17 protein-coding genes and 1 pseudogene are annotated in these 19137 nt (G+C 63.8%); 8 read left to right on the top strand and 10 right to left on the bottom strand.

The genetic code is table 11. The annotated features are described in order from the left end of the window. The 4 genes and pseudogenes from RMO18_RS01410 to RMO18_RS01425 all read right to left on the bottom strand — a co-directional run. Positions 1-216: pseudogene (locus RMO18_RS01410) on the bottom strand (MFS transporter); the annotation flags it as partial. A gap of 175 nt (positions 217-391) precedes the next feature. Continuing rightward, positions 392-1069 carry an adenylate kinase gene (locus tag RMO18_RS01415; protein WP_309663464.1) on the bottom strand — a complete coding sequence of 226 codons (678 nt, stop codon included), beginning with the start codon at positions 1067-1069 and terminating at the stop codon, positions 392-394. Then, complete coding sequence (gene acs, locus RMO18_RS01420) at positions 1066-3030, bottom strand: acetate--CoA ligase (protein WP_309663465.1); 1965 nt, start codon at positions 3028-3030, stop codon at positions 1066-1068. Before acs ends, RMO18_RS01415 begins: the two co-directional genes overlap by 4 nt. 327 nt (positions 3031-3357) lie before the next feature. Continuing rightward, positions 3358-5013 carry a SulP family inorganic anion transporter gene (locus RMO18_RS01425; RefSeq protein WP_309663466.1) on the bottom strand — a complete coding sequence of 552 codons (1656 nt, stop codon included), beginning with the start codon at positions 5011-5013 and terminating at the stop codon, positions 3358-3360. Positions 5014-5077: 64 nt separating this feature from the next. On the opposite strand from RMO18_RS01425, the gene RMO18_RS01430 reads away from it, so the two are divergent. Next, on the top strand, positions 5078-5566 hold the full coding sequence (locus RMO18_RS01430; protein ID WP_309663468.1) for a pyridoxamine 5'-phosphate oxidase family protein: 489 nt from the start codon (positions 5078-5080) through the stop codon (positions 5564-5566). 38 nt (positions 5567-5604) lie between these two features. Here the strand turns inward: RMO18_RS01430 and RMO18_RS01435 are convergent, their stop codons facing one another. After that, entirely contained in the window at positions 5605-7893 is a 2289-nt protein-coding gene (locus RMO18_RS01435; protein ID WP_309663470.1) for a glycosyl hydrolase family 28-related protein, read from the bottom strand. Positions 7894-8343: 450 nt separating this feature from the next. Between RMO18_RS01435 and RMO18_RS01440 the strand changes: the two genes are divergently transcribed. Beyond that, complete coding sequence (locus RMO18_RS01440; RefSeq protein WP_309663471.1) at positions 8344-8598, top strand: hypothetical protein; 255 nt, start codon at positions 8344-8346, stop codon at positions 8596-8598. A gap of 88 nt (positions 8599-8686) precedes the next feature. Further along, positions 8687-9148: a VOC family protein gene (locus RMO18_RS01445; RefSeq protein WP_309663473.1), complete on the top strand. Its 462-nt coding sequence runs from the start codon at positions 8687-8689 to the stop codon at positions 9146-9148. A gap of 89 nt (positions 9149-9237) precedes the next feature. Here the strand turns inward: RMO18_RS01445 and RMO18_RS01450 are convergent, their stop codons facing one another. Beyond that, positions 9238-9639, bottom strand: a complete 402-nt coding sequence (locus RMO18_RS01450; RefSeq protein WP_309663475.1) for a DUF4864 domain-containing protein — start codon at positions 9637-9639, stop codon at positions 9238-9240. A gap of 67 nt (positions 9640-9706) precedes the next feature. After that, entirely contained in the window at positions 9707-11287 is a 1581-nt protein-coding gene (locus RMO18_RS01455; RefSeq protein WP_309663476.1) for a lysine--tRNA ligase, read from the bottom strand. A 102-nt stretch (positions 11288-11389) separates the two neighbouring features. Here RMO18_RS01455 and RMO18_RS01460 point away from each other — a divergent pair, with 102 nt between their 5' ends. Together RMO18_RS01460 and RMO18_RS01465 are read left to right on the top strand one after the other, a co-directional pair. Further along, the gene (locus tag RMO18_RS01460) at positions 11390-11809 is read left to right on the top strand and encodes a tellurite resistance TerB family protein (protein ID WP_309663478.1); all 420 of its coding nucleotides are present in this window, start codon (positions 11390-11392) and stop codon (positions 11807-11809) included. A 73-nt stretch (positions 11810-11882) separates the two neighbouring features. Continuing rightward, the gene (locus RMO18_RS01465) at positions 11883-13166 is read left to right on the top strand and encodes a DUF2330 domain-containing protein (protein ID WP_309663480.1); all 1284 of its coding nucleotides are present in this window, start codon (positions 11883-11885) and stop codon (positions 13164-13166) included. 2 nt (positions 13167-13168) lie between these two features. Here RMO18_RS01465 and dacB read toward each other — a convergent pair whose 3' ends face one another. Next, positions 13169-14656 carry a D-alanyl-D-alanine carboxypeptidase/D-alanyl-D-alanine-endopeptidase gene (gene dacB / locus RMO18_RS01470; protein WP_309663482.1) on the bottom strand — a complete coding sequence of 496 codons (1488 nt, stop codon included), beginning with the start codon at positions 14654-14656 and terminating at the stop codon, positions 13169-13171. A 167-nt stretch (positions 14657-14823) separates the two neighbouring features. Beyond that, positions 14824-15420: a nicotinate-nucleotide adenylyltransferase gene (locus RMO18_RS01475; RefSeq protein ID WP_309663483.1), complete on the bottom strand. Its 597-nt coding sequence runs from the start codon at positions 15418-15420 to the stop codon at positions 14824-14826. 145 nt (positions 15421-15565) lie between these two features. Here RMO18_RS01475 and RMO18_RS01480 point away from each other — a divergent pair, with 145 nt between their 5' ends. Continuing rightward, entirely contained in the window at positions 15566-16360 is a 795-nt protein-coding gene (locus tag RMO18_RS01480; RefSeq protein WP_309663485.1) for a hypothetical protein, read from the top strand. Between the two features lie 151 nt (positions 16361-16511). Next, entirely contained in the window at positions 16512-17426 is a 915-nt protein-coding gene (locus tag RMO18_RS01485) for a helix-turn-helix domain-containing GNAT family N-acetyltransferase (protein WP_309663486.1), read from the top strand. Here RMO18_RS01485 and RMO18_RS01490 read toward each other — a convergent pair. Next, entirely contained in the window at positions 17411-17932 is a 522-nt protein-coding gene (locus RMO18_RS01490; RefSeq protein WP_309663488.1) for a hypothetical protein, read from the bottom strand. The two genes, RMO18_RS01485 and RMO18_RS01490, sit on opposite strands and share 16 nt — an antisense overlap. A gap of 145 nt (positions 17933-18077) precedes the next feature. Between RMO18_RS01490 and RMO18_RS01495 the strand changes: the two genes are divergently transcribed. Then, the coding region (locus RMO18_RS01495; protein WP_309663490.1) for an ATP-binding cassette domain-containing protein at positions 18078-19137 on the top strand (1060 nt) is incomplete at its 3' end.

Consider the following 19137-nt stretch of genomic DNA (forward strand, 5'->3'; position numbering starts at 1 on the left):
AAAGCCCGCAGCAAACGCCAGCAGCGCAAAGACGTTGCGCGTGGCTTCGGGAAAGGCGGTAAAGAACTGCGCCCCGATGATCGCGGCAAGCGAACCATAGAGGTAGAAGTCATACCACTCGAAGATCGTCCCGGCCGAGGAGGCAAGAATGACCTTCTTCTCCTCCCGGGTCATTGGGCGGGACCGATCCCGCACGTTCATGTCAGTTGTCGCCATTTGGCTTCCTCCTTGAATGTCCGGTTCTTTGACCGGACGTTTCCCTGTCCGCAGTCGCGTTCCGGCATGGCACGTCGTGCCGGCCGACCTGTCTCAGGCTTCCCGCGACTTGCGGTCTCGCCTCCCCTTCCTTGCCTGCGCCCGGTGCCATCGGCCACCGGAAGCAGGCGCTGTATCAGGCCATCGCTCGGCTCAAAACCTCGGCCAGCTCTGCCCGGATGCCGGCGATGGGACCCATCGCGTCAACCCGGTGCAGCACGCCCTCAGTCTCGTAATGCGCGATCAACGGCGCTGTCTCGGCGTGATATTCCTTCAGCCGTTCGGCCACCGTCTCGGGGTTGTCATCAGGGCGGCGCTTGAACTCGGTGCTGCCGCAAGCGTCGCACTGGCCCGCATGCGCGGGTGTCTTGAAGCTATCGTGGTAACCTTCGCCGCAGGAGGCGCAGGTGAACCGGCCAGCAACCCGCGCCACCATCGCCGCGTCGTCGACCTCAAGGCTGATCGCGGCACTTACTGCCTGACCTGCCGATGCCAGCAATCCGTCCAGCGCCGCCGCCTGCCGCGTCGTCCGCGGGAACCCGTCCAGGATGACACCCCGCGACACATCCGGCGCTGCCATCCGGTCGCGCAGCACCGCCAGCACCACGTCGTCGGGCACCAGATGCCCCGCGTTCATCAGTGCCTTCGCCCGCTTGCCCGCCTCGGTCCCCGCCGCCACTGCAGCGCGCAAAAGATCGCCCGTCGACAACTGCACCAGCCCGAAATCCTCTTCGAGCATCCGCGCCTGCGTGCCCTTTCCGGCCCCCGGAGGGCCAAGCAGGATCACCACGGCAGGGGCCGCAGTCCTGCTCATGCCTTGTTCATCCGGTTGGCAATCAGGTCCTCCACCACCGCCGGGTCCGCCAAGGTCGAGGTATCGCCTAGCGCGCCAAAGTCGTTCTCGGCGATCTTGCGCAGGATCCGCCGCATGATTTTGCCGGAACGGGTCTTCGGCAGGCCCGGGGCCCATTGGATAAGATCAGGCTTCGCGATCGGGCCGATTTCATTGCGAACCCAGGCTTCCAGCTGCTTGCGCAAGCTTTCGGTCGGCTCCACCCCACGCATCAGCGTGACGTAGGCATAGATACCCTGCCCCTTGATGTCGTGCGGATAGCCCACCACCGCCGCCTCGGCCACCGCCTCATGCGCGACCAACGCGGATTCGACCTCCGCCGTGCCCATCCGGTGGCCAGAGACGTTGATCACGTCATCAACCCGCCCGGTGATCCAGTAGTAGCCGTCCGCATCGCGGCGGCAGCCGTCGCCGGTGAAGTAATAGCCCTTGTACTGGCTGAAATACGCCTCCTCAAAGCGCGCGTGATCGCCCCAAAGGGTGCGCATCTGCCCCGGCCAGCTGTCAGAGATGCACAGCACGCCGTCGGTTTCCGTCGCGGTCTGCACCTTGCCGGTGGCCGGGTCCAGCACCTCCAGCTTCACCCCGAAGAACGGCTTGGTCGCCGACCCCGGTTTCTGCGGAATGGCCCCCGGCAGCGGCGTCACGATATGACCGCCGGTTTCCGTCTGCCAGAATGTATCCACGATCGGGCATTTGCCCTTGCCGACATGGGTGTTGTACCAGCTCCACGCTTCGGGGTTGATCGGCTCGCCCACCGAGCCCAGCAGCTTCAGGCTGGACAGGTCATGCTTTTCCACCCATTCCGGCCCCAGCCCCATCAGGCTGCGAATGGCCGTGGGCGCGGTGTAGAACTGCGTCACCCTGTGCTTGGCGATCACCTCCCAGAACCGCCCCGCATCGGGGAAGGTCGGCACACCCTCGAACATCACCGTGGTGGCACCATTGGCCAAGGGGCCATAAAGGATATAGCTGTGCCCGGTCACCCAGCCCACATCCGCCGTGCACCAGAACACATCGCCATCATGGTAATCAAAGGTCATCTGGTACGTCATCGCGGCGTAGACCAGATAGCCGCCTGTGGTATGCACCACCCCCTTCGGCCGCCCAGTCGAACCTGAGGTATACAGGATGAACATCGGATCTTCGGCATTCACCTCGACATAGGCGCAATAGGGCTTTGCCGCCGCCATCTCGGCCTTCACATCCACATCGCGGCCTTGGGTCCACGATGTCTGGTCGCCCGTGTGCTTGACTACCAGACACTTCACCTTGTCCGAGCAGTGTAAAAGCGCCTTGTCAGTGTTGTCCTTCAGTCCAATCTTCTTGCCACCGCGCGGGCCCCAATCCGCAGTGATCACCACCTTGGAATCGCAATCGTTGATCCGGTTGGCCAGCGCATCGGGCGAAAAGCCCCCGAACACCACCGAATGGATCGCCCCGATCCGCGTGCAGGCCAGCATCGCATAGGCGGCCTCGGGGATCATCGGCATGTACAGGACCACCCGGTCACCCTTGGTCACGCCATGCCCCTTCAGCACATTGGCCATCCGACAGGTCTGCTCCAGCAACTCGGCATAGGTGATGTGCTTGGTCGGGGTCTTGGGATCATCCGGCTCCCAGATGATCGCGGTCTGGTTTGCCCGCGTCAGTATATGCCGGTCGATGCAATTGGCGCTGACGTTCAGCCCGCCATCCTCATACCACTTGATCGAGATGTTGCCCGGCGCAAACGACGTGTTCTTCACCCGCGTAAAGGGCGTGGTCCAGTCGACCCGCAGACCTTCCCTGCCCCAGAAACTCTCGGGGTCCGCGACCGAGGCCGCATACATCGCCTCATATTGCGCGGGTGACACATGGGCTTTCGCAATAAACTCGGCAGACGCCGGGTAAATCGACTTCAGGGTGGAATGGTCGGTCATCTTGCTCCTCCTCACGGCGGGGGCCCGGCCAAAGACCCAGCGCCGCAATCCCTGTGAAGACCGGGATCATGCTCTTTCGAGCGGGAGGATAGCACTTAGTCAATTTTCCCGTAAGTATCTTTTTTTGCTATATTATTTTGTAAATAAATTGACCAGACACAAGTGAATTTTGTCAAAATCTGAAAATTTGGCAGGAAAATGGCAAGCCAATTCAATTGCCTATGTGCTCACGAACCCGTGTAAGGGAACCGATAGACCAATGATCCGGGGCAAAAGGCGGCTGCGGCCCTCGCCACAGGCCACGCATCAGCCGCCGTACAGTCCGAATCACTCCACCGCGGCAATACTGTCATCCACTGCCTTCAGATCCGCCAGATAGCGCACCAGCGGTTCACTTGCCCCCTGCGCCTGCAGCACCCGCTGCACCTCCGGCTGCGCCCCGATCAGAAACAACTGGCCGCCCCGGCGTGCGATCTTGTGGCCCAGCCGCTCAAAGCCGCGCGCGCCGGAACTGTCAATCAGCGGCACGTCCGACAGGTCGATCACCAGCGCGCGCGGCGCCTCGGCGATCCGCTCCAGCACAGCACCAAGCTGTGCCGCCGCACCAAAGAAATAGGGGCCGTGCAGATGATAAATCACCCGCCCCTCGCGCGCATGCACCACCGGGTCATAGTGCCGCTCCTCCTCGACAGGGCGCACGGTCACAGCCTCCGACATCCGCCGGATGAACACCAGCCCACCCAACGCAAAGCCCACAACGATCCCTTCCGTCAGATCGCGGAACACCACCAACAGGAACGTCACGATCACCACCAGCGCATCGCCGCGCGATGACCGGATCAGCGCCCAGACCTCCTCCTTCTCGGCCATCCCCCAGGCGACCACGGCCAGCACCCCCGCCAGTGCGGCCAACGGGATGAACCCCGCCAAGGGGGCCGCGACCATCAGGAACACCAGCAAGAACACCGCATGCAGCATGCCCGACACCGGGCCGTGGCTGCCGGCGCGCACATTCGTTGCGGTGCGGGCAATCGTGCCAGTCACGCAGAACCCGCCAAACACCGCAGACCCCATGTTGGCCACCCCCTGCGCCACCAGCTCCGCGTTCGACCGGTGCCGCGCGCCGCTCATCCCGTCCGCCACCACCGCCGACAGCAGCGATTCGATCGCGCCGAGCAGGGCAAAACTCATTCCCCAAGGCAGCGCCGCCAGCACCGCGTCGCGGCCAAGGCCCGGCAATGCTGGCGTTGGCAAAAGGTGCGGCAAGGCACCGAACCGGCTGCTGATCGTCTCCACCGGCAAACCGGCAACCGCCGTCAGAACTGACACCACAACCACCGCGATCAGCATCCCCGGCCAATGTGGCCTCACCCGCCGCAGACCAAGGATCAGCCCCACCGTCAGCCCCGCCATCGCAACTGCGGCCCAATTCACCGTGCCCCGCGCCGCCCACAGCGCCTCCATCTTCGCGATGATCTCGCCCGGTTCTTGCCCGGCAAGGGTCATCCCGAACATCTCGCGGATCTGGCTGGCCAGGATGATCACCGCGATACCGGCGGTGAACCCCACCGTCACCGGATACGGAATGTAGCGGATATAGGTGCCCAGCCGCAGCACCCCCGCCGCCACCAGCAGTACCCCTGACAGAAACGTTGCAAGAATCAGCCCATCCAGCCCAATCGCCATCACGCAGGCCGAGATCAGCACGATAAACGCGCCCGCCGGCCCACCGACCTGAAACCGCGACCCACCCAGGGCCGATACCAGCACTCCGCCGACAATCGCGGTATAAAGCCCTCGTTCCGGCCCCACCCCACTGGCAATCGCAATCGCCATCGACAGCGGCAGCGCCACGATCGCCACCGTCAATCCGGCCAGTGCGTCGGCCCGCAGGTCACGCAAGCCGTATCCCTCACGCAAGACCGTGATCAGCTTCGGGGTGAACTCGGTGACGAACGGGGATTGGCGGCTTGTGTCGGTCATGATCCAGCGCTAGCGCTATTCCACAAGCACCAGACGCCTCACCATCAGCCCTGTCAATGTGATCATGCCCGACCGCCGCGATCCAACCCTTCCCGCAGATGACGACGCCCGCGCGTTGGCGCGGACCCTGCTGCAATCAAACCACGCTGCGCTCGCCTATGCCGATCCCGAAACTGCCAGCCCCGGCATCAGCCGCATCGCCTTTGGCCTCGGCCCGGATGGCGGCATGGTCACCCTGATTTCCGCCCTCGCCCCGCATTACGCAGCGCTGGCGACCCACCCCGCCTGCGCCCTGATGCTGGGCGAACCGGGGGCAAAGGGTGATCCGTTGACCCACCCGCGCCTGATGATCCGCGCCACCGCGGCCTTTGTCGCGCCAAATGCGCCCGACCGGCCCGCCCTGCGCGATCATTGGCTGTCCAGCCACCCCAAGGCCATGCTTTACATCGATTTCGCCGATTTCGCCTTTGTCCGTTTCACGCGCGTGTCGGCGCTGCTGAACGGCGGCTTTGCCCGCGCCTACCGGCTGACACCCGCCGACATGCAATTGTGAAAAGGGCGGCCCGAAGGCCGCCCTTTTGCATCCGATGATCAGCCCGGCAAGTCCATCCGCATGCTGACCACGACCTTGCCCTTCACCGCCTCGCCCCAGCGCAGTTGCGCCTCGTTGAACCCGGCCCCGGTGCCCACCAGCGCATTCGGGAACACATAGCGCGCCGCGTTGGCCCCATTGCTGATCGTCCCCTCGGGCATTGCCGATTCCAGCATGCGGATCCGTCCGTCAAACGGGATGAACCCCGCCGCGCTGACGTTCCAGGTGTCCGCCGCCGTGTTCTGGGTATGGCTGACCACGATCGGATTCATGATCGGCTGCGACACCTGGTTAAAGCTGTTGCCCTCCACCCGCACGTTGCGTGAACGGGTGAAATCCATCGTGGCGATGCTGGTGTCCACCATCTCCACCCGGTCGATCACCGTGCCAAACACCCGAAAGCTGTTCCCGGTCATCGAAAACCCGTTCAGGAAATGCCCCGGCCCGTAAGGCTTTACCACCACCCAGCGGAACGCTGATGTCACCCCGGACGCGATGAAGATGTTGCCAACTACATTCAGCCCGCCGAACGAAAACTCGTTGTTGAACTCGGGCGTCGGGTCATGCTCGTTGCCCCATTCGATAAAGCAGTTGTCGACATAATTGCCCGATACCACCGTCGACACATTGGTCTGCGTCAGGATCAGCCCCGCCCGCCGCACCCCGGACGCCTCGTCGTCGCCCTGAAAGAAGTGGTTGTCAAAAATCATGTGTCCGGTGCCATTCACCACCGCGAAATGCGCGAACCGCACGATCCGGTTGTTGCGGATCTTGGTGTCATTGGCCTGCACGTTCATCGCAATCGTGGTGCGGCTTTGCGCGGGCAGCGGCTGTTCGTTCGACAGAAACTGGCACATGTCGACAAACATGCCCTGACAGCCACCCCCGATCGAAGTGATGCCCCGGTCCAATGGCCGGTTGAACGAACACCCCACGAACCGCTGGGTAGATCCGGTCTGCGGCAACATCACGCCGCTGCAGTTGCCAAGGCAGTTGAACTCGATGTCCTCCAACTCGAACCGCGACAGCAAGGAAAAGCCGCTGAAGTCCAAAAGGTACTTGAACCGCCGGAAGGTATAGGGCCGCGTGCCCACCGCGCCCCACAGCGGCTGGCTCAACTCCACCGTGCCGGCGCCCACGTTCGTAGCCTTCACATAGACCTCGCGCCCGACCCCGGTGCCGATCACCAGCGCGCCCAGCGGAATGTTGGCCACATTCGCCACGCCGGTCAGCGTGGTCGGCGACGAAATCGCATAGGTCGCAACCGAGGTCACCTGATCCGTGGTCCATGCACTGCTGGCCAACGCGTTCAGCGATCCGTTGCGCAGCACCCGGCGCGTTGAAAAGCTGGTCAACCCCACCACTGCCGCCACATCCACCGGCTCGCTTATGTCAACCCGGCGGCCTGACAGATCCAGCGTCACATGATCAGTGAAATAGAACAGCGCCTGCAACGCCTTCTTGAATCCGGCAAACTCGCCGCCAAAGGCAGAGGCATAGGTGTCCAGATCAAAGTTGCGCGTTAGCGTCAGCCGCCGGTTGGCGGGCATCGTCACCGTGCCCTCAAACCGGATGCGGTTGGAAATCGATACATCGCTGGCCAGATAGAACGTCCCCGCCGGCACCAGGATTGCCCGGCCATCGGCATTGGCGTCCGCTGCGGCAAAGGCGGCGGCGTCATTGGTGCTGCCATTGCCCAAGGCGCCATAGTCGCGCACATCGACCCAGTCCATCATCTTGCGCAGGAACACCGAGGTGACATCCTCGATCACCAGATCGTCAATCCGCACCACACCGCCATTCGGCCCGGTCAGGTCCAGCCCGAAATGGCCGTAAACCGGGGCGGTGCCCCAGGCCAGATCGACCCCCTGCCGTGCCGCCGGCGCAATGATCGCCGTTACCGTGACCACCTGGCCATAGCTGGTCAGCGTGACCGCCGGCCCGGTCTGCGGTGCCGCCGCCACATTCGCCCCGCCCACGTCGCCCGCCCAGGCCGCAATCCGCACCGTTGGCAAGTTGCCCGACACCGCCTTCACCCGCGCCGTCACCCGCAGATACAGCCCCGGCTGCATCGGTGTCTGCGCATAGGACCGGACCTTCTGGGTCGCATCCACTTTCTGCAGTTCCAGACAGCCGGCAAAATCCTGATCATTGGTGACCAGCGCCGCGTTCGACTGCCCCTGATACGACGGCGCGCCGGGCGTCCCGTCGCCGCGTGACCACAGGTTCAAGCCCGCCGCGAACGGCGGTGGCATCAGGACCAGCCCGTCGGTAATTGCCTTGTTCATCTGAGAATTCCCTCGCCTCGCTTGCGCCATGCCAAGGGCGCAACGGGCAGGGATCATCTCCCCACGGACCCGCACGCCATGAGGAGAAGGGGTATCAACAAGGCTTTAACCAGACCTCAGCCCACCGCGCGCCGCAGGCCCGCGCGCCGCAACGCTCATTGGTGCACCCTCCCCATTGCAAGGCTTGCCGTGTGTAATGCGAGACTTCCGCTTCCGGCGCCCCGTCGCGACGGCCCAGGGCGCTCACCGTTTGACGGCCTGCGTGAGACCCGCCGCGCGGCGGACGCGCGCAGGATGAAACGGGCAACCGGCTGATGCGCCGGGGGCTGGCCCCCACAGCGCCGGGCAATGAGCTTCCCGCAGGTCCTCCCGGCCGGATCGCGTGTAACCGAGAAGGCAGGCATCAGCCCATGACTTTCGTGATCGGATTGGACTGGGGCGGGGTGGCGCATGCCGTCTGCGTCCCCGACCGTGGCAGCGGAGCGGTCATCGACCGTTTCGAGGCGCGCCACGACGAAAGGGCGGTTGCGCGACATGGAACGCAGGTTGGCCCGGCGCGGCGCACCCGGCGATCTGCCCGTCGTCGTGGAACGGCCATCGGGGTTGATCGTCGATGCCTTGGTCGCAGCCGGTCATCCGGTCGTGCCCATCCACCCGAACGCGGTCAAGGCCTCGCGCCCGCGCTACCGCGCCGATGGTGCCTGAGAGATTTCGAATTTACGCCCTGAAGTCCCGCTCGTGGTCTAAACCGTTTCAGAGCAAGGAACGGAATTCCAAACATAGGAGCATTGTCATGTTGCCATTCTCTTTCCCGGCAACGAACGCCACATCCCCTTTTGCAGCAATGAAATCCAGTCATCCTTGCCTTAGGGTGCCTGACCGCCAACAGGCTTTGGACTGGTATGCGCGAGTGTTCGATTTTCGGGTCGTCAAGGAATGGTCGGGGCCAAATGGTATTGAGCTTGCCTATTTGGCAGCACCTGGTGACAACGGATCCTTGATCGAGATCATCGGCGGCAACGCGACTGACGACGCAGCCCCCTTGCCAGCCGATTTCTGGGAGACCCTGGGACCTTGCGGCTATCACCATTTTGCATTCTCGGTTCCAAGTCACGAGCGCGCACTCGCAGCGCTGCGTGAGCGGGGGGTAAAATTGTACCAGGGGCCGTTCGAGGTCCCGGAACTGGGGTACAGCGTGGCTTTCGTCGCTGACCCATGGGGCAATCTGATAGAATTGGTGGAATTGCCGGAATAGCGTCGGACACCAAGATCGGCTGTGTTGGTGCAACAGGTTCTTCAACCGAAGTCCTCTTGTAACCAGCGGTCCTTTACCTCACTCGATGCTCACGCCCCCACGTCGGGCGCGCGCAGCAATTGCACCCCGTTGATCTGCCAGCCCTCCGGCGTCTCGACCATCTGGTAGTCCAGCAGATGCGTCCGCCCGGCCTCATCGGTGATCATCACCCGCTGCCACAGGTTTCCTGCAACCTCGCGCAGTTCCAGCATGGTCACTGCCGACGGGCGGTGCACCATCGGATAGCCCTGCGTCACCATCGCGCCAAAGTTTTCCGGCGTGCCGAAGATCGTCTTGATGTTCGGGCTGGCAAAGCTGAAGGCGCGGGCATAGTCGTCTGCCTGAAAAGCATCCAGCTGGTTCTTGATCGTTTGCTGGATCGGCTCCTCCTGCGCTGCGGCGGGCAGGGCAAGCAGGGCAGCGGTCAGCAATCCGTAAAGGCCAATGCGCATTGGCGTGGCTCCTTGTCAGAACGTCCCCGACAACAAGGATAGACCGGGGTCGCCCCCGGTCAATATCTCATGCGACCAGCGCGCCAGAAAGTCCCCGGTCGATCAGTGCAATCGTCTCCTCGACACCGTAAAGGGCAATGAACCCGCCAAAGCGCGGCCCGTCGCTCGCGCCCAGCAACACTTCGTACAGCGCCTTGAACCAGTCGCGCAGCGGCTCGAACCCGTGCTCCTTGCCGACGGCAAAGACCATCGATTGCAGCGCCTCGTCGTACGGACCCCCGTCCCAGACTGCCAACCGCTTGCGCAGGTCGTCCATCGCCGCCCATTCCTTGTCGGTCGCCAGCCGAAACTGCCGCGTCGGCGCGATCTTGTCGGCGAAATAGCGCACCGCATAACCTGCCGCCGCATCCAGATCGGGGTTGCCCTCGGGGCTGGCATCCGGCGCATAGCGTTTGATGAACCCCCACAGCGCGCGGGCATCCTTGGCCCCCGACACCGACGCCAGGTTCAACAGCATCCCGAACGACACCACCATGTGGCTTTCCGGCGGGTGCCCTTCGTGAATGTGCCAGACCGGGTTACTCACCTGCCCGTCCACATCCTGCGCCCCATAGGCGCGCAACTGCTGGTGATATTCGTCCACCGCCCGCGGGATCACATCGAAATGCATCCGCTTTGCCGTCTTCGGCTTTTGGTACATGAAATACGACAGGCTCTCCGTCGCCGCATAGGTCAGCCATTCGTCAATGGTCAGCCCGTTGCCCTTGGATTTGGAAATCTTCTGCCCCTGATCGTCCAGAAACAGCTCATAGGTCATGTGATTGGGCTTCCGCCCGCCCAGAACCTCACAAATCCCGTCATAGATCGGCGTGTTGGTGGAATGGTCCTTGCCATACATCTCGAAGTCCACATCCAGCGCCGCCCAGCGCGCGCCGAAATCCGGCTTCCACTGCAGCTTCACATTGCCGCCCGTCACCGGCAGCGTCCATTCCCGCCCCGTCTCGTCGTCAAAGGTGATGGTGCCATCGGCCGCATTCACCTCTTTCATCGGCACGTACAGCACCCGGCCGGTTTCCGGATGGATCGGCAGAAAGCAGGAATAGGTCTGCTGCCGCTCCTCGCGCAAACTTGCCAGCATGATCGCCATGATCGCGTCATAGCGTTCGGCACACAGCCGCAGGGTCGCGTCGAACTGACCGGATTTGTAGAACTCCGTCGCGCTGATGAACTCGTACTGAAACCCGAACGTGTCCAGAAACCGCCGCAGCATCGCGTTGTTATGCGCACCGAAACTCTCGTATTCGCCATACGGGTCCGGCACGCTCGTCAGCGGCATCTGCATGTGCCCGCGCAGCATCTCCTGGTTCGGCACGTTCTCGGGCACCTTGCGCATCCCGTCCACATCGTCGGAAAAGCAGATCAGCCGCGTCGGGATGTCGCTCATCACCTCGAACGCCCGGCGGATCATCGTGGTCCGCGCCACCTCGCCAAAGGTGCCGATATGCGGCAAACCACTTGGCCCGTACCCCGTCTCGAACAGCACAAAGCCCTTCTCCGGGGCCTTTTTCTCATAGCGTTTCATCAGCGCGCGCGCCTCTTCAAAAGGCCAGGCCTTCGATTTCATCGCCGCATCGCGCAAAGCTGACATCGCATCGTCCCTTTGGGGCGCCGTGCCCCGATCTGCCTGTCGTCTATTGCCCGCCCCGCCCCGCGTCAATAATGTCGCCGCAACTGCAAAAGGATTCCCCGCATGTCTGAAACCCCTTCCCTGTCGCCGCAAGACGCCCTCGTCGCGGTGATGATCGCGGTCTCCGCCTCGGATCAGAACATGCGCACCGCCGAATTGGTGGCGATCCAGCGCATGGTCAACCACATGCCGGTCTTCGCCAGCTTCGACCCCGACCGCATCCGCCGCATCGCGCAAACCGTGTTCGACCTGTTCGAAGAGGAAGACGGCTTGGACGCCCTGTTCGGCCTGATCCGCGACGCCCTGCCCCAGCGCCTGCACGAAACCGCCTATGCGCTGGCCTGCGATGTCGTCACCGCCGACGGCAAGCACAACGAGGTTGAACTGCGCATGCTCGAAGAACTGCGCGAGGAACTGGCCATCGACCGGCTACATGCAGCCGCGATCGAATGGGGGACAAGGGTAAGGCATATGGTGCCATGACCCGCACGGTTATTGCCTAACAGCCCCGGCGCAGGCACAGTTTCCCGGCACCCCAACCGCCGGAGAAGCCTTCATGCGTCGCACCCTGTCCCGCCTGATCCTCACCGTCAGCCTCGCGCTTGCCGCCCCCGCTGCGCAGGCCTTCTGCGGCTTCTACGTCGCCCGCGCCGACGGCGCGCTCTACAACCGCTCCTCAACCGTGGTCTACACCCGGGTCAATGAGACCTCGGTAATCACCATGGCTTCCGACTACACCGGTTCGCCCGCCGAGTTTGCGATGATCGTCCCGACGCCAAAGGTGCTGGACCGCAGTCAGGTGCAGACCGTCCCGTCGGAAACCGTGGCGCATCTGGACCGCTACACCGCCCCAAGGCTGGTGGAGTATTTCGATTATGATCCCTGCGCAGTGGACGTCATGATGGAACCGGAAGTGGTGATGGAAGCCGAACCCGGCACCCCCACCCGCCGCGAACGCCGCGAAGGCGCCCGCGCCCTCGGCGTCACCATCGAACGCGAATTCGCCGTCGGCTCCTACGACATCCAGATGCTGTCCGCCCGCCAGTCCGACGGCCTCGCCGAATTCCTCCGCAGCGAAGGCTACAAGCTGCCCGAAGGGGCAGAGGCCGCCCTGCAAGGCTACATCACCGGCGGGATGAAATTCTTCGTGGCGAAAGTGAACCTCGCCCGCCATTCCGCCAAGGCCGCGCAGGAACTTGAACCGCTGCAGATCAGCTTCCGCTCGCCCAACTTCATGCTGCCGATCCAATTGGGCAAACTGAACGGCGATGGCCCGCAAGACCTGATCGTCCTCGCCCTCACCCGCAAGGGCCGGGTAAAGCTGACCAACTACATGACCAAGGACATCCCGACAGATATCCAGGTCCCGGTCTTCGTCCAGCAGGTTTTCCCGCAATTCTACCGCGCGATGATCGACAAACAGGCCCCGAAGAACGGCGCCTTCCTCGAATACGCCTGGGACATGTCCTGGTGCGACCCCTGCGCCGATGACCCGCTCAGCTACGACGAATTCCGCCAGCTTGGCGTCGTCTGGGTGTCAAAGGCCGAGGCTGCTACCCCGAACGTCTTCGTCACCCGCCTGCACATCCGCTATTCCAAGGGCAGCTTCTTCGAGGATCTGAAATTCGCCGTCACGGACGACCGGGAAAACTTTCAGGGCACCTATGTGATGAACCACCCGTTCGACGGCGAGATCACCTGCGAGGAAGGTAAGGAATACGTCGCCCAGACCCGCCAACGCCTCAAGGACGAGGCCGCCACCCTGCGCGACCTGACGGGGTGGAGTGCCAAGAACATCGCCAGCAATATCGCCAAGACCACCGACCGCCGCTACCGTTAGGCTCACCCATAAGCCGCCGCCCAGCGGCTGATCAACTGCCCCTGCAAGGACCGCGCCCGTTTGGTCCAGGCCTTGCCTCCCTCCGGCTCCTCGCGCAAGGCGACCGGAATCGCATCGCGCCGCGCCTGATCGCCGGTAAAGATCGCAAAGATCAACTCGCGCCCGCCGTTGGCAGATGTCGGGGGCGGGCTGATGTGCCCGGCAAGGGCTGACACGAAATTCAGCGTGCCCGACTTGGCCAGAACCTTGACCGGATGCCCCTCGATCACCTTGCCCTTGTCGTCCTTCATGCCCACGTCGCGCAACAACGGCTTCAGGCCCCGCCCCTCGCGGTAGGCCACCGTCAGGATACGCACCATATCGCCCGCCGTGATCCGCGAGGACCCGCCAAGGCCAGAATGGTCCGCAAGGCTCGCCGTCACCGCAAACCGGTCGCGCAGCCACCCGCTCATCCCCCTTGCGGAGGCGGCCAGGCTTTGCTGGCCCGATGCCGTCAGCCCGACGCATTCCGCCGTCAGATTGGTGGAAAACCGCAGCATGTCGCGCAGCACTTCGGTCAATGGCTCGCTTTCCACCCGTCCGATCTCGCGGCCCTCAAGGCGGGTGCCGGAAGGCTCCGGCGCGTTCAGATCAATCCCCTGCGCCCGCGCCAAAGTGCGGAACACTTCGGCGGTGTAGCGCCCAGGGTCGCGCACCGGCAACCAGCGGCTGCCGCCCTTGCCAAGCGCGGCCGAGGCAACGGTCCATTCCTCCACCGTTCCCCGGTCATAGGTGAACAACGGCGCCTCGCGCTGCACGATCCCCACCCGCACCATGCTCACCGCAGGCACGAACCGCTCGCCCCGCGCGTCGACGCTGACCTGCCAATCGTCGCCCGCCCGCTTCCACTCGAAATAGACCCGGTTGAAATTCAGGTTCAGGCCCGACAGCGCGGCATTATAGCCCACATGTACCGGCTGATCCTCGGCAATGGCCAGCACCCGAGGCAAGGCGCCGTCCCAGTACAGGAACCGCCCCGTCGCGCCCTTGATGCCGGCCTTGGCCAACCGCTGCACCAGATCGCCCAGCTGATCGGTCTGCAGCGTCGGGTCGCCGCCACCCGCCAGCACCAGATCGCCCTGCACCATCCCGCCGCTGACCGGCCCCAGCGCCAGAACCCGGGTGGCAAAGCGGTAGCCCGGCCCCAACCGGTCCAGCGCGAACAGCGAGGTCATCGCCTTGGCCACACTGGCCGGGGGCATCCCCAGATCGGGCTGCCGCGATTCCAGCACCGCGCCGGTCTTGGCATCGGCCACCACAAAGGCCACCGCACCGCCCAGCTTGGCCGCCTCGATCAGCCGCCCGCTGTCAACCGGCGAGGCGGAGGACGAAGGTTTCCCCTCCGCCCCCCCGCGCGCCTTTGGCCGGGGCGAGCTTTCCATGACCTCGGCCATCGCGGGCAGCGTCACCCCTGCCAGCAGCCCCGCCAGAATTTCGCGCCGTGTGATCAAAACCTTGCTCCGCAAAAGCCCCATTGATACCCGATGCCGCGATTTCCGCCAGTGGGGCGCACATCACCTTTTGGCAATTGCGGCCCTGATCAGCCGGTGATCTGGCAGAGCGGCGTGCCGCCGCACCCCTTTTGCCTCGTGCGCCGCGCACGGCGCGTCTGCTCAGCTCATTTCTTCCACTCGCCGCGCGCCCGGATGGCACTGGAGGACGCGGAATTGAGCGGCAGGTTCACAAAACACCAGACCGGCGGCTTGCGGTTGCCAAGCCCCTCGCCGCGCGCCACCCGGTGCACCCGGAACGCCCGCGCCGCAACACTCATACGCGCCGCCACGCCCGATCCCGGCCGCGCCAGCACCCCCACCGGCACCGCCCGCAGGATATCGCGCCAGCGGCCCCAGCGGTGAAACTGCACCAGATTGTCCGCGCCCATCAACCAGACGAAATGCACCCCGGGATAGATCGCGCGCAGCCGGTCGATCGTATCCGCCGTGGTCCGCGTGCCCAGCGCCGCCTCCAGCCCGCTGACCACCACCCTCGGGTCGTGCATCACCGCGCGCGCCCGCGCCAACCGCTCCGCCATCGGTGCCGGTTGCCGCGCCTTCAACGGATTGCCGGGACTGACCAGCCACCACACCCGGTCCAGCCCCATCCGCTTCAGCGCCTCATGGGTGATATGCACATGCCCCTCATGCGCCGGGTCAAACGACCCCCCCAGAAGGCCGATCACCATGCCGCGTACCGCGGGCGGAAATCCTTGCTTCATCGACCAAAGCCCTTGCCCGTCCGACCTGTCAAAGTTGAGTTCCCCACCGGATCATGCTAAGGTTCCCTTGCATTTCTGCAGATCGAACCGCATTTCGCGCCCCTACATTTCGCTTCAAATGGCTCATTCGAAAAAGGAATTGTCAATGTCCGCAGTAGACACACTGAAAAACCTGATCAAACTTGATCCCGCCTCCGCGCGTTTGGTCTATGTCGGCCTTGGTCTGATGGCCGCAGCGACACTTGTTCTTGGCTGGACGACAAGCCCCGATGATATCCTGCCGCTGGCAGGGTGGATTGCCGGTTTCGGCCTGTTTCTGACTATCACATCCCACATCATCAAGGCCCCGAAGATGCGCGCCACCTTGTGCTGGATGGTGATCGCGATGATCGGCTTTGCTCAGCTATACCTGCTTTCAGCCATGTTCCCGAATTCCGCGCTGCAACGTATCACCGGACGTGTGGCGCCATTGACCTGCGTTCTGGGCGGCGAGCTGGACATCAATCGCTGCCTTGATGACCTTGTTCCGGTATCGGACCTCAGCACCCTGGGTCCGCTTGACGGCACGGGCCACGATACGCAGATCTGGCTGGCCCAGGCGCCAAGTGCCCCGCCCGGCACCACCGTTTATCTGCAATTCGCCAATCCCGTGACCCGCGATCAAAGCACAATCATCGGAACTGCCATTCTGGCCGAAGGCTGGGGGATAGATCCGGTTGACCTTGGCGGAGAGCAGGTTTCAAATGCCCCCGGCAGCAATGAAGTCCGCTATTTCAACGCCAGTGACGAGGCTGCCGCCCGCACCTTGGCCGCAGCATTGGAGCCGCTGGCAGGCACCCCGGTTGGCGTGCGCGACCTGTCGATGCTGTATAAGTTGGTCAAGGAAGGTCAGCTTGAAATCTGGCTGGTCGACGTCCGCCCACCCGGGATCGACGGATAATCCACCCTGCGCCTTCGGGCGCACGTCGCTCACCTCGCGGTCATCGCCTGCGCCAAGCGTTGGCTCAGGCCCTGTTGCCTGTCGCACACCCCCCTTGACGCCGCCCTAATACCTGACCAATGTCAGCTAAATTACCTGACTAAGGTCAACCATGCTCGACCCCATCGCCCGCCTGCGCCGTTTCAACCGTGTGGTCACGCGAGAGATCGGCGCGCTTGACACCTCTTACCTCGGGCGCGGGCGTCCGCTGGGCGTTGCGCGGGTGCTGCATCTGGTCAAGCCGGGCGGCACGGATGTCGCCGAACTTCGTCTGCGCCTCGGGCTTGATACCGGTCTGCTCAGCCGCATCCTGCGCGGGTTGAAAAACGAAGGCTTGATCCATCTTGCAACCGATCCCGCCGACCGCCGCCGCCGCATTGTCCGCCTCACACCAGAAGGGCAGGCCGAATGGCAGATCTACGATCAGCTTGGATATGCCAAGGCTCAGGCCGTGTTTGACCGCGCCGGTACGCGTCAACAGGCCCTGATCGACGCGATGGATCTGATCGCCACCGTGATGCTGCAAGATCAGGTGGAAATCCGCGATGCCGACCCCGATGATCCCGCCGCCCTTGCCTGCGTCGGGGCCTATTACCGTCTGCTTATGGAAACCTTTCCAGACTTCACGCCGGACATGTTCCCCTTGCCGCTGCCCGACGCCACCCGATGCCGCCCGCCGCTGGGCGCCTGCCTTGTTGCGTGGTCCGACGATCTGCCCGTCGGCTGCGTCTCGCTGCGCCCGCTGGGAAATGGTGTGGCCGAGGTGAAGCGACTTTGGGTCGACCCCGTCGCGCGCGGTCAGGGCCTCGCCCGCCGCCTGATGCGCAGCATCGAGACCCGCGCCGTTGCGCAGGGCTTTACCGACCTGAGGCTGGACAGCCACACCGATCTTGCGCCCGCAATCGCGCTTTACCGCAACGACGGTTGGGTCGAGATCGCACCCTATACCGGCTATCCCGCCAACATCTGGATGGCAAAGCGGCTAAGACCGCGTCAACACTTTAGCCCGCCTCAGCACTTCAGATAATCGGCCAAGAGCGCGGTCCATGCAGCCTTCGGCTTGAACTCCGGCACCAGACCCTCTGCCGCAGGGTCGGTGAACGCGCCCATGCCATGCTGGATCATCCATGCCGGGTCATGGGTCGGCGGCCCGCCAGCCGCGACCGCCGTGCAAAACGCCTTGTGCCGCGCGCCGCCCGTATCGCCGAACCGCGCAAAGGCCGCCTGGAACGCCTCCTGCCCTCCGGCGGGCAGCGCATCGGTCACTTGCTGCGCCAAAACCGCACCGGCCTGATGCGCGGTCTGATCGGCCACCCGCGCGGTGTCATATGCCGCGCGCAACTGCATCAGGATGTACAACTCCACCCCGCGGTCCCACTCGCCCGCGCCGGCACAGGCCAACACACCGCGCCCCAGATCTGGCGGCGTCAGCCCCGGCCCCGCCTCTGCCACCGCAATGCAGCCCGGATCACCGGCCGCCGCTGCCCCCGCCCAGACCGCCATCACCACCGCCAACGCAAACTTCACCCGCATCGCTGTCTCCTGATTTGCCACGCGCTTTAGGCTCTGATCGGCCCCACACCGGCAAGTCAGGCATTCCAGCCCGTTCTCCACCCAGCCCGTTGCAGCCCCGCTCCATCGCCGCTACATACGCGCCAACACCAGATGGAGCACCGCCATGGCCAGTTATCAGTATGTCTACCACATGGAAGGGGTCTCCAAGACCTATCCCGGCGGCAAGAAGTGCTTTGAAAACATCCACCTGAACTTCCTGCCCGGCGTCAAGATCGGCGTCGTCGGCGTCAACGGTTCGGGCAAATCCACCCTGCTGCGCATCATGGCCGGTATGGACACCGATTTCAAAGGCGAGGCTTGGGCCGCCAAAGGTGCCAAAGTCGGCTACCTCGCGCAGGAACCCCACCTCGACCCCAAGCTTACCGCGAAAGAAAACGTGATGCTCGGCGTCGCCAAGGAAACCGCGATCCTGGAGCGGTACAACGAACTGGCGATGAACTACTCAGACGAAACCGCCGACGAAATGGCCGCCCTGCAAGACCAGATCGACGCGGGCAACCTGTGGGAACTGGAAGCCTCGGTCGGCGTCGCGATGGACGCCCTGCGCTGCCCGCCCGACGACAGCGATGTCGAAACCCTGTCCGGTGGCGAACGCCGCCGCGTGGCCTTGTGCAAACTGCTGCTCGAAAAGCCCGACATGCTGCTTCTCGACGAACCGACCAACCACCTCGACGCCGAGAGCATCGCCTGGCTGCAAAAGCACCTGATGGCCTACAAGGGCACCATCCTGATCGTCACCCACGACCGCTATTTCCTTGACGACATCACCTCCTGGATCCTCGAACTCGACCGTGGCCGCGGCATTCCGTACGAAGGCAACTATTCCGCCTGGCTCGAACAAAAGGCCAAACGGATGAGCCAGGAAGCGCGCGAGGATAAATCCAAGCAGAAGGTCCTCGAAAAGGAACTCGAATGGATCCGCTCCGGCGCCAAGGCCCGCCAGTCGAAAGGCAAGGCCCGGATCGCCCGCTACAACGAGATGGCCGGCCAGACCGTCCGCGAACGCAACGGCATCAGCCAGATCATCATCCCGAACGGCGAGCGCCTTGGGCAGAAGGTCATCGAAGTCGTCGGCCTGAAGAAACACATGGGCGACAAGCTGTTGATCGAGGATCTGACCTTCACCGTCCCCCCCGGCGCCATCGTCGGCGTCATCGGCCCGA

It is taken from the genome of Tabrizicola sp., from assembly GCF_031377265.1.
GTDB lineage: Bacteria > Pseudomonadota > Alphaproteobacteria > Rhodobacterales > Rhodobacteraceae > JAUYQR01.

Coding starts and splice junctions, on each gene's coding strand:
- RMO18_RS01445 (WP_309663473.1), top strand. CDS start 8,687: ATGTTGCCATTCTCTTTCCCGGCAACGAACGCCACATCCCCTTTTGCA.
- RMO18_RS01460 (WP_309663478.1), top strand. CDS start 11,390: ATGTCTGAAACCCCTTCCCTGTCGCCGCAAGACGCCCTCGTCGCGGTG.
- RMO18_RS01475 (WP_309663483.1), bottom strand. CDS start 15,420: ATGAAGCAAGGATTTCCGCCCGCGGTACGCGGCATGGTGATCGGCCTT.
- RMO18_RS01465 (WP_309663480.1), top strand. CDS start 11,883: ATGCGTCGCACCCTGTCCCGCCTGATCCTCACCGTCAGCCTCGCGCTT.
- RMO18_RS01425 (WP_309663466.1), bottom strand. CDS start 5,013: ATGACCGACACAAGCCGCCAATCCCCGTTCGTCACCGAGTTCACCCCG.
- RMO18_RS01415 (WP_309663464.1), bottom strand. CDS start 1,069: ATGAGCAGGACTGCGGCCCCTGCCGTGGTGATCCTGCTTGGCCCTCCG.
- RMO18_RS01440 (WP_309663471.1), top strand. CDS start 8,344: ATGCCGTCTGCGTCCCCGACCGTGGCAGCGGAGCGGTCATCGACCGTT.
- RMO18_RS01450 (WP_309663475.1), bottom strand. CDS start 9,639: ATGCGCATTGGCCTTTACGGATTGCTGACCGCTGCCCTGCTTGCCCTG.
- RMO18_RS01435 (WP_309663470.1), bottom strand. CDS start 7,893: ATGAACAAGGCAATTACCGACGGGCTGGTCCTGATGCCACCGCCGTTC.
- RMO18_RS01480 (WP_309663485.1), top strand. CDS start 15,566: ATGTCCGCAGTAGACACACTGAAAAACCTGATCAAACTTGATCCCGCC.
- RMO18_RS01430 (WP_309663468.1), top strand. CDS start 5,078: ATGCCCGACCGCCGCGATCCAACCCTTCCCGCAGATGACGACGCCCGC.
- acs (WP_309663465.1), bottom strand. CDS start 3,030: ATGACCGACCATTCCACCCTGAAGTCGATTTACCCGGCGTCTGCCGAG.
- RMO18_RS01490 (WP_309663488.1), bottom strand. CDS start 17,932: ATGCGGGTGAAGTTTGCGTTGGCGGTGGTGATGGCGGTCTGGGCGGGG.
- RMO18_RS01485 (WP_309663486.1), top strand. CDS start 16,512: ATGCTCGACCCCATCGCCCGCCTGCGCCGTTTCAACCGTGTGGTCACG.
- RMO18_RS01455 (WP_309663476.1), bottom strand. CDS start 11,287: ATGTCAGCTTTGCGCGATGCGGCGATGAAATCGAAGGCCTGGCCTTTT.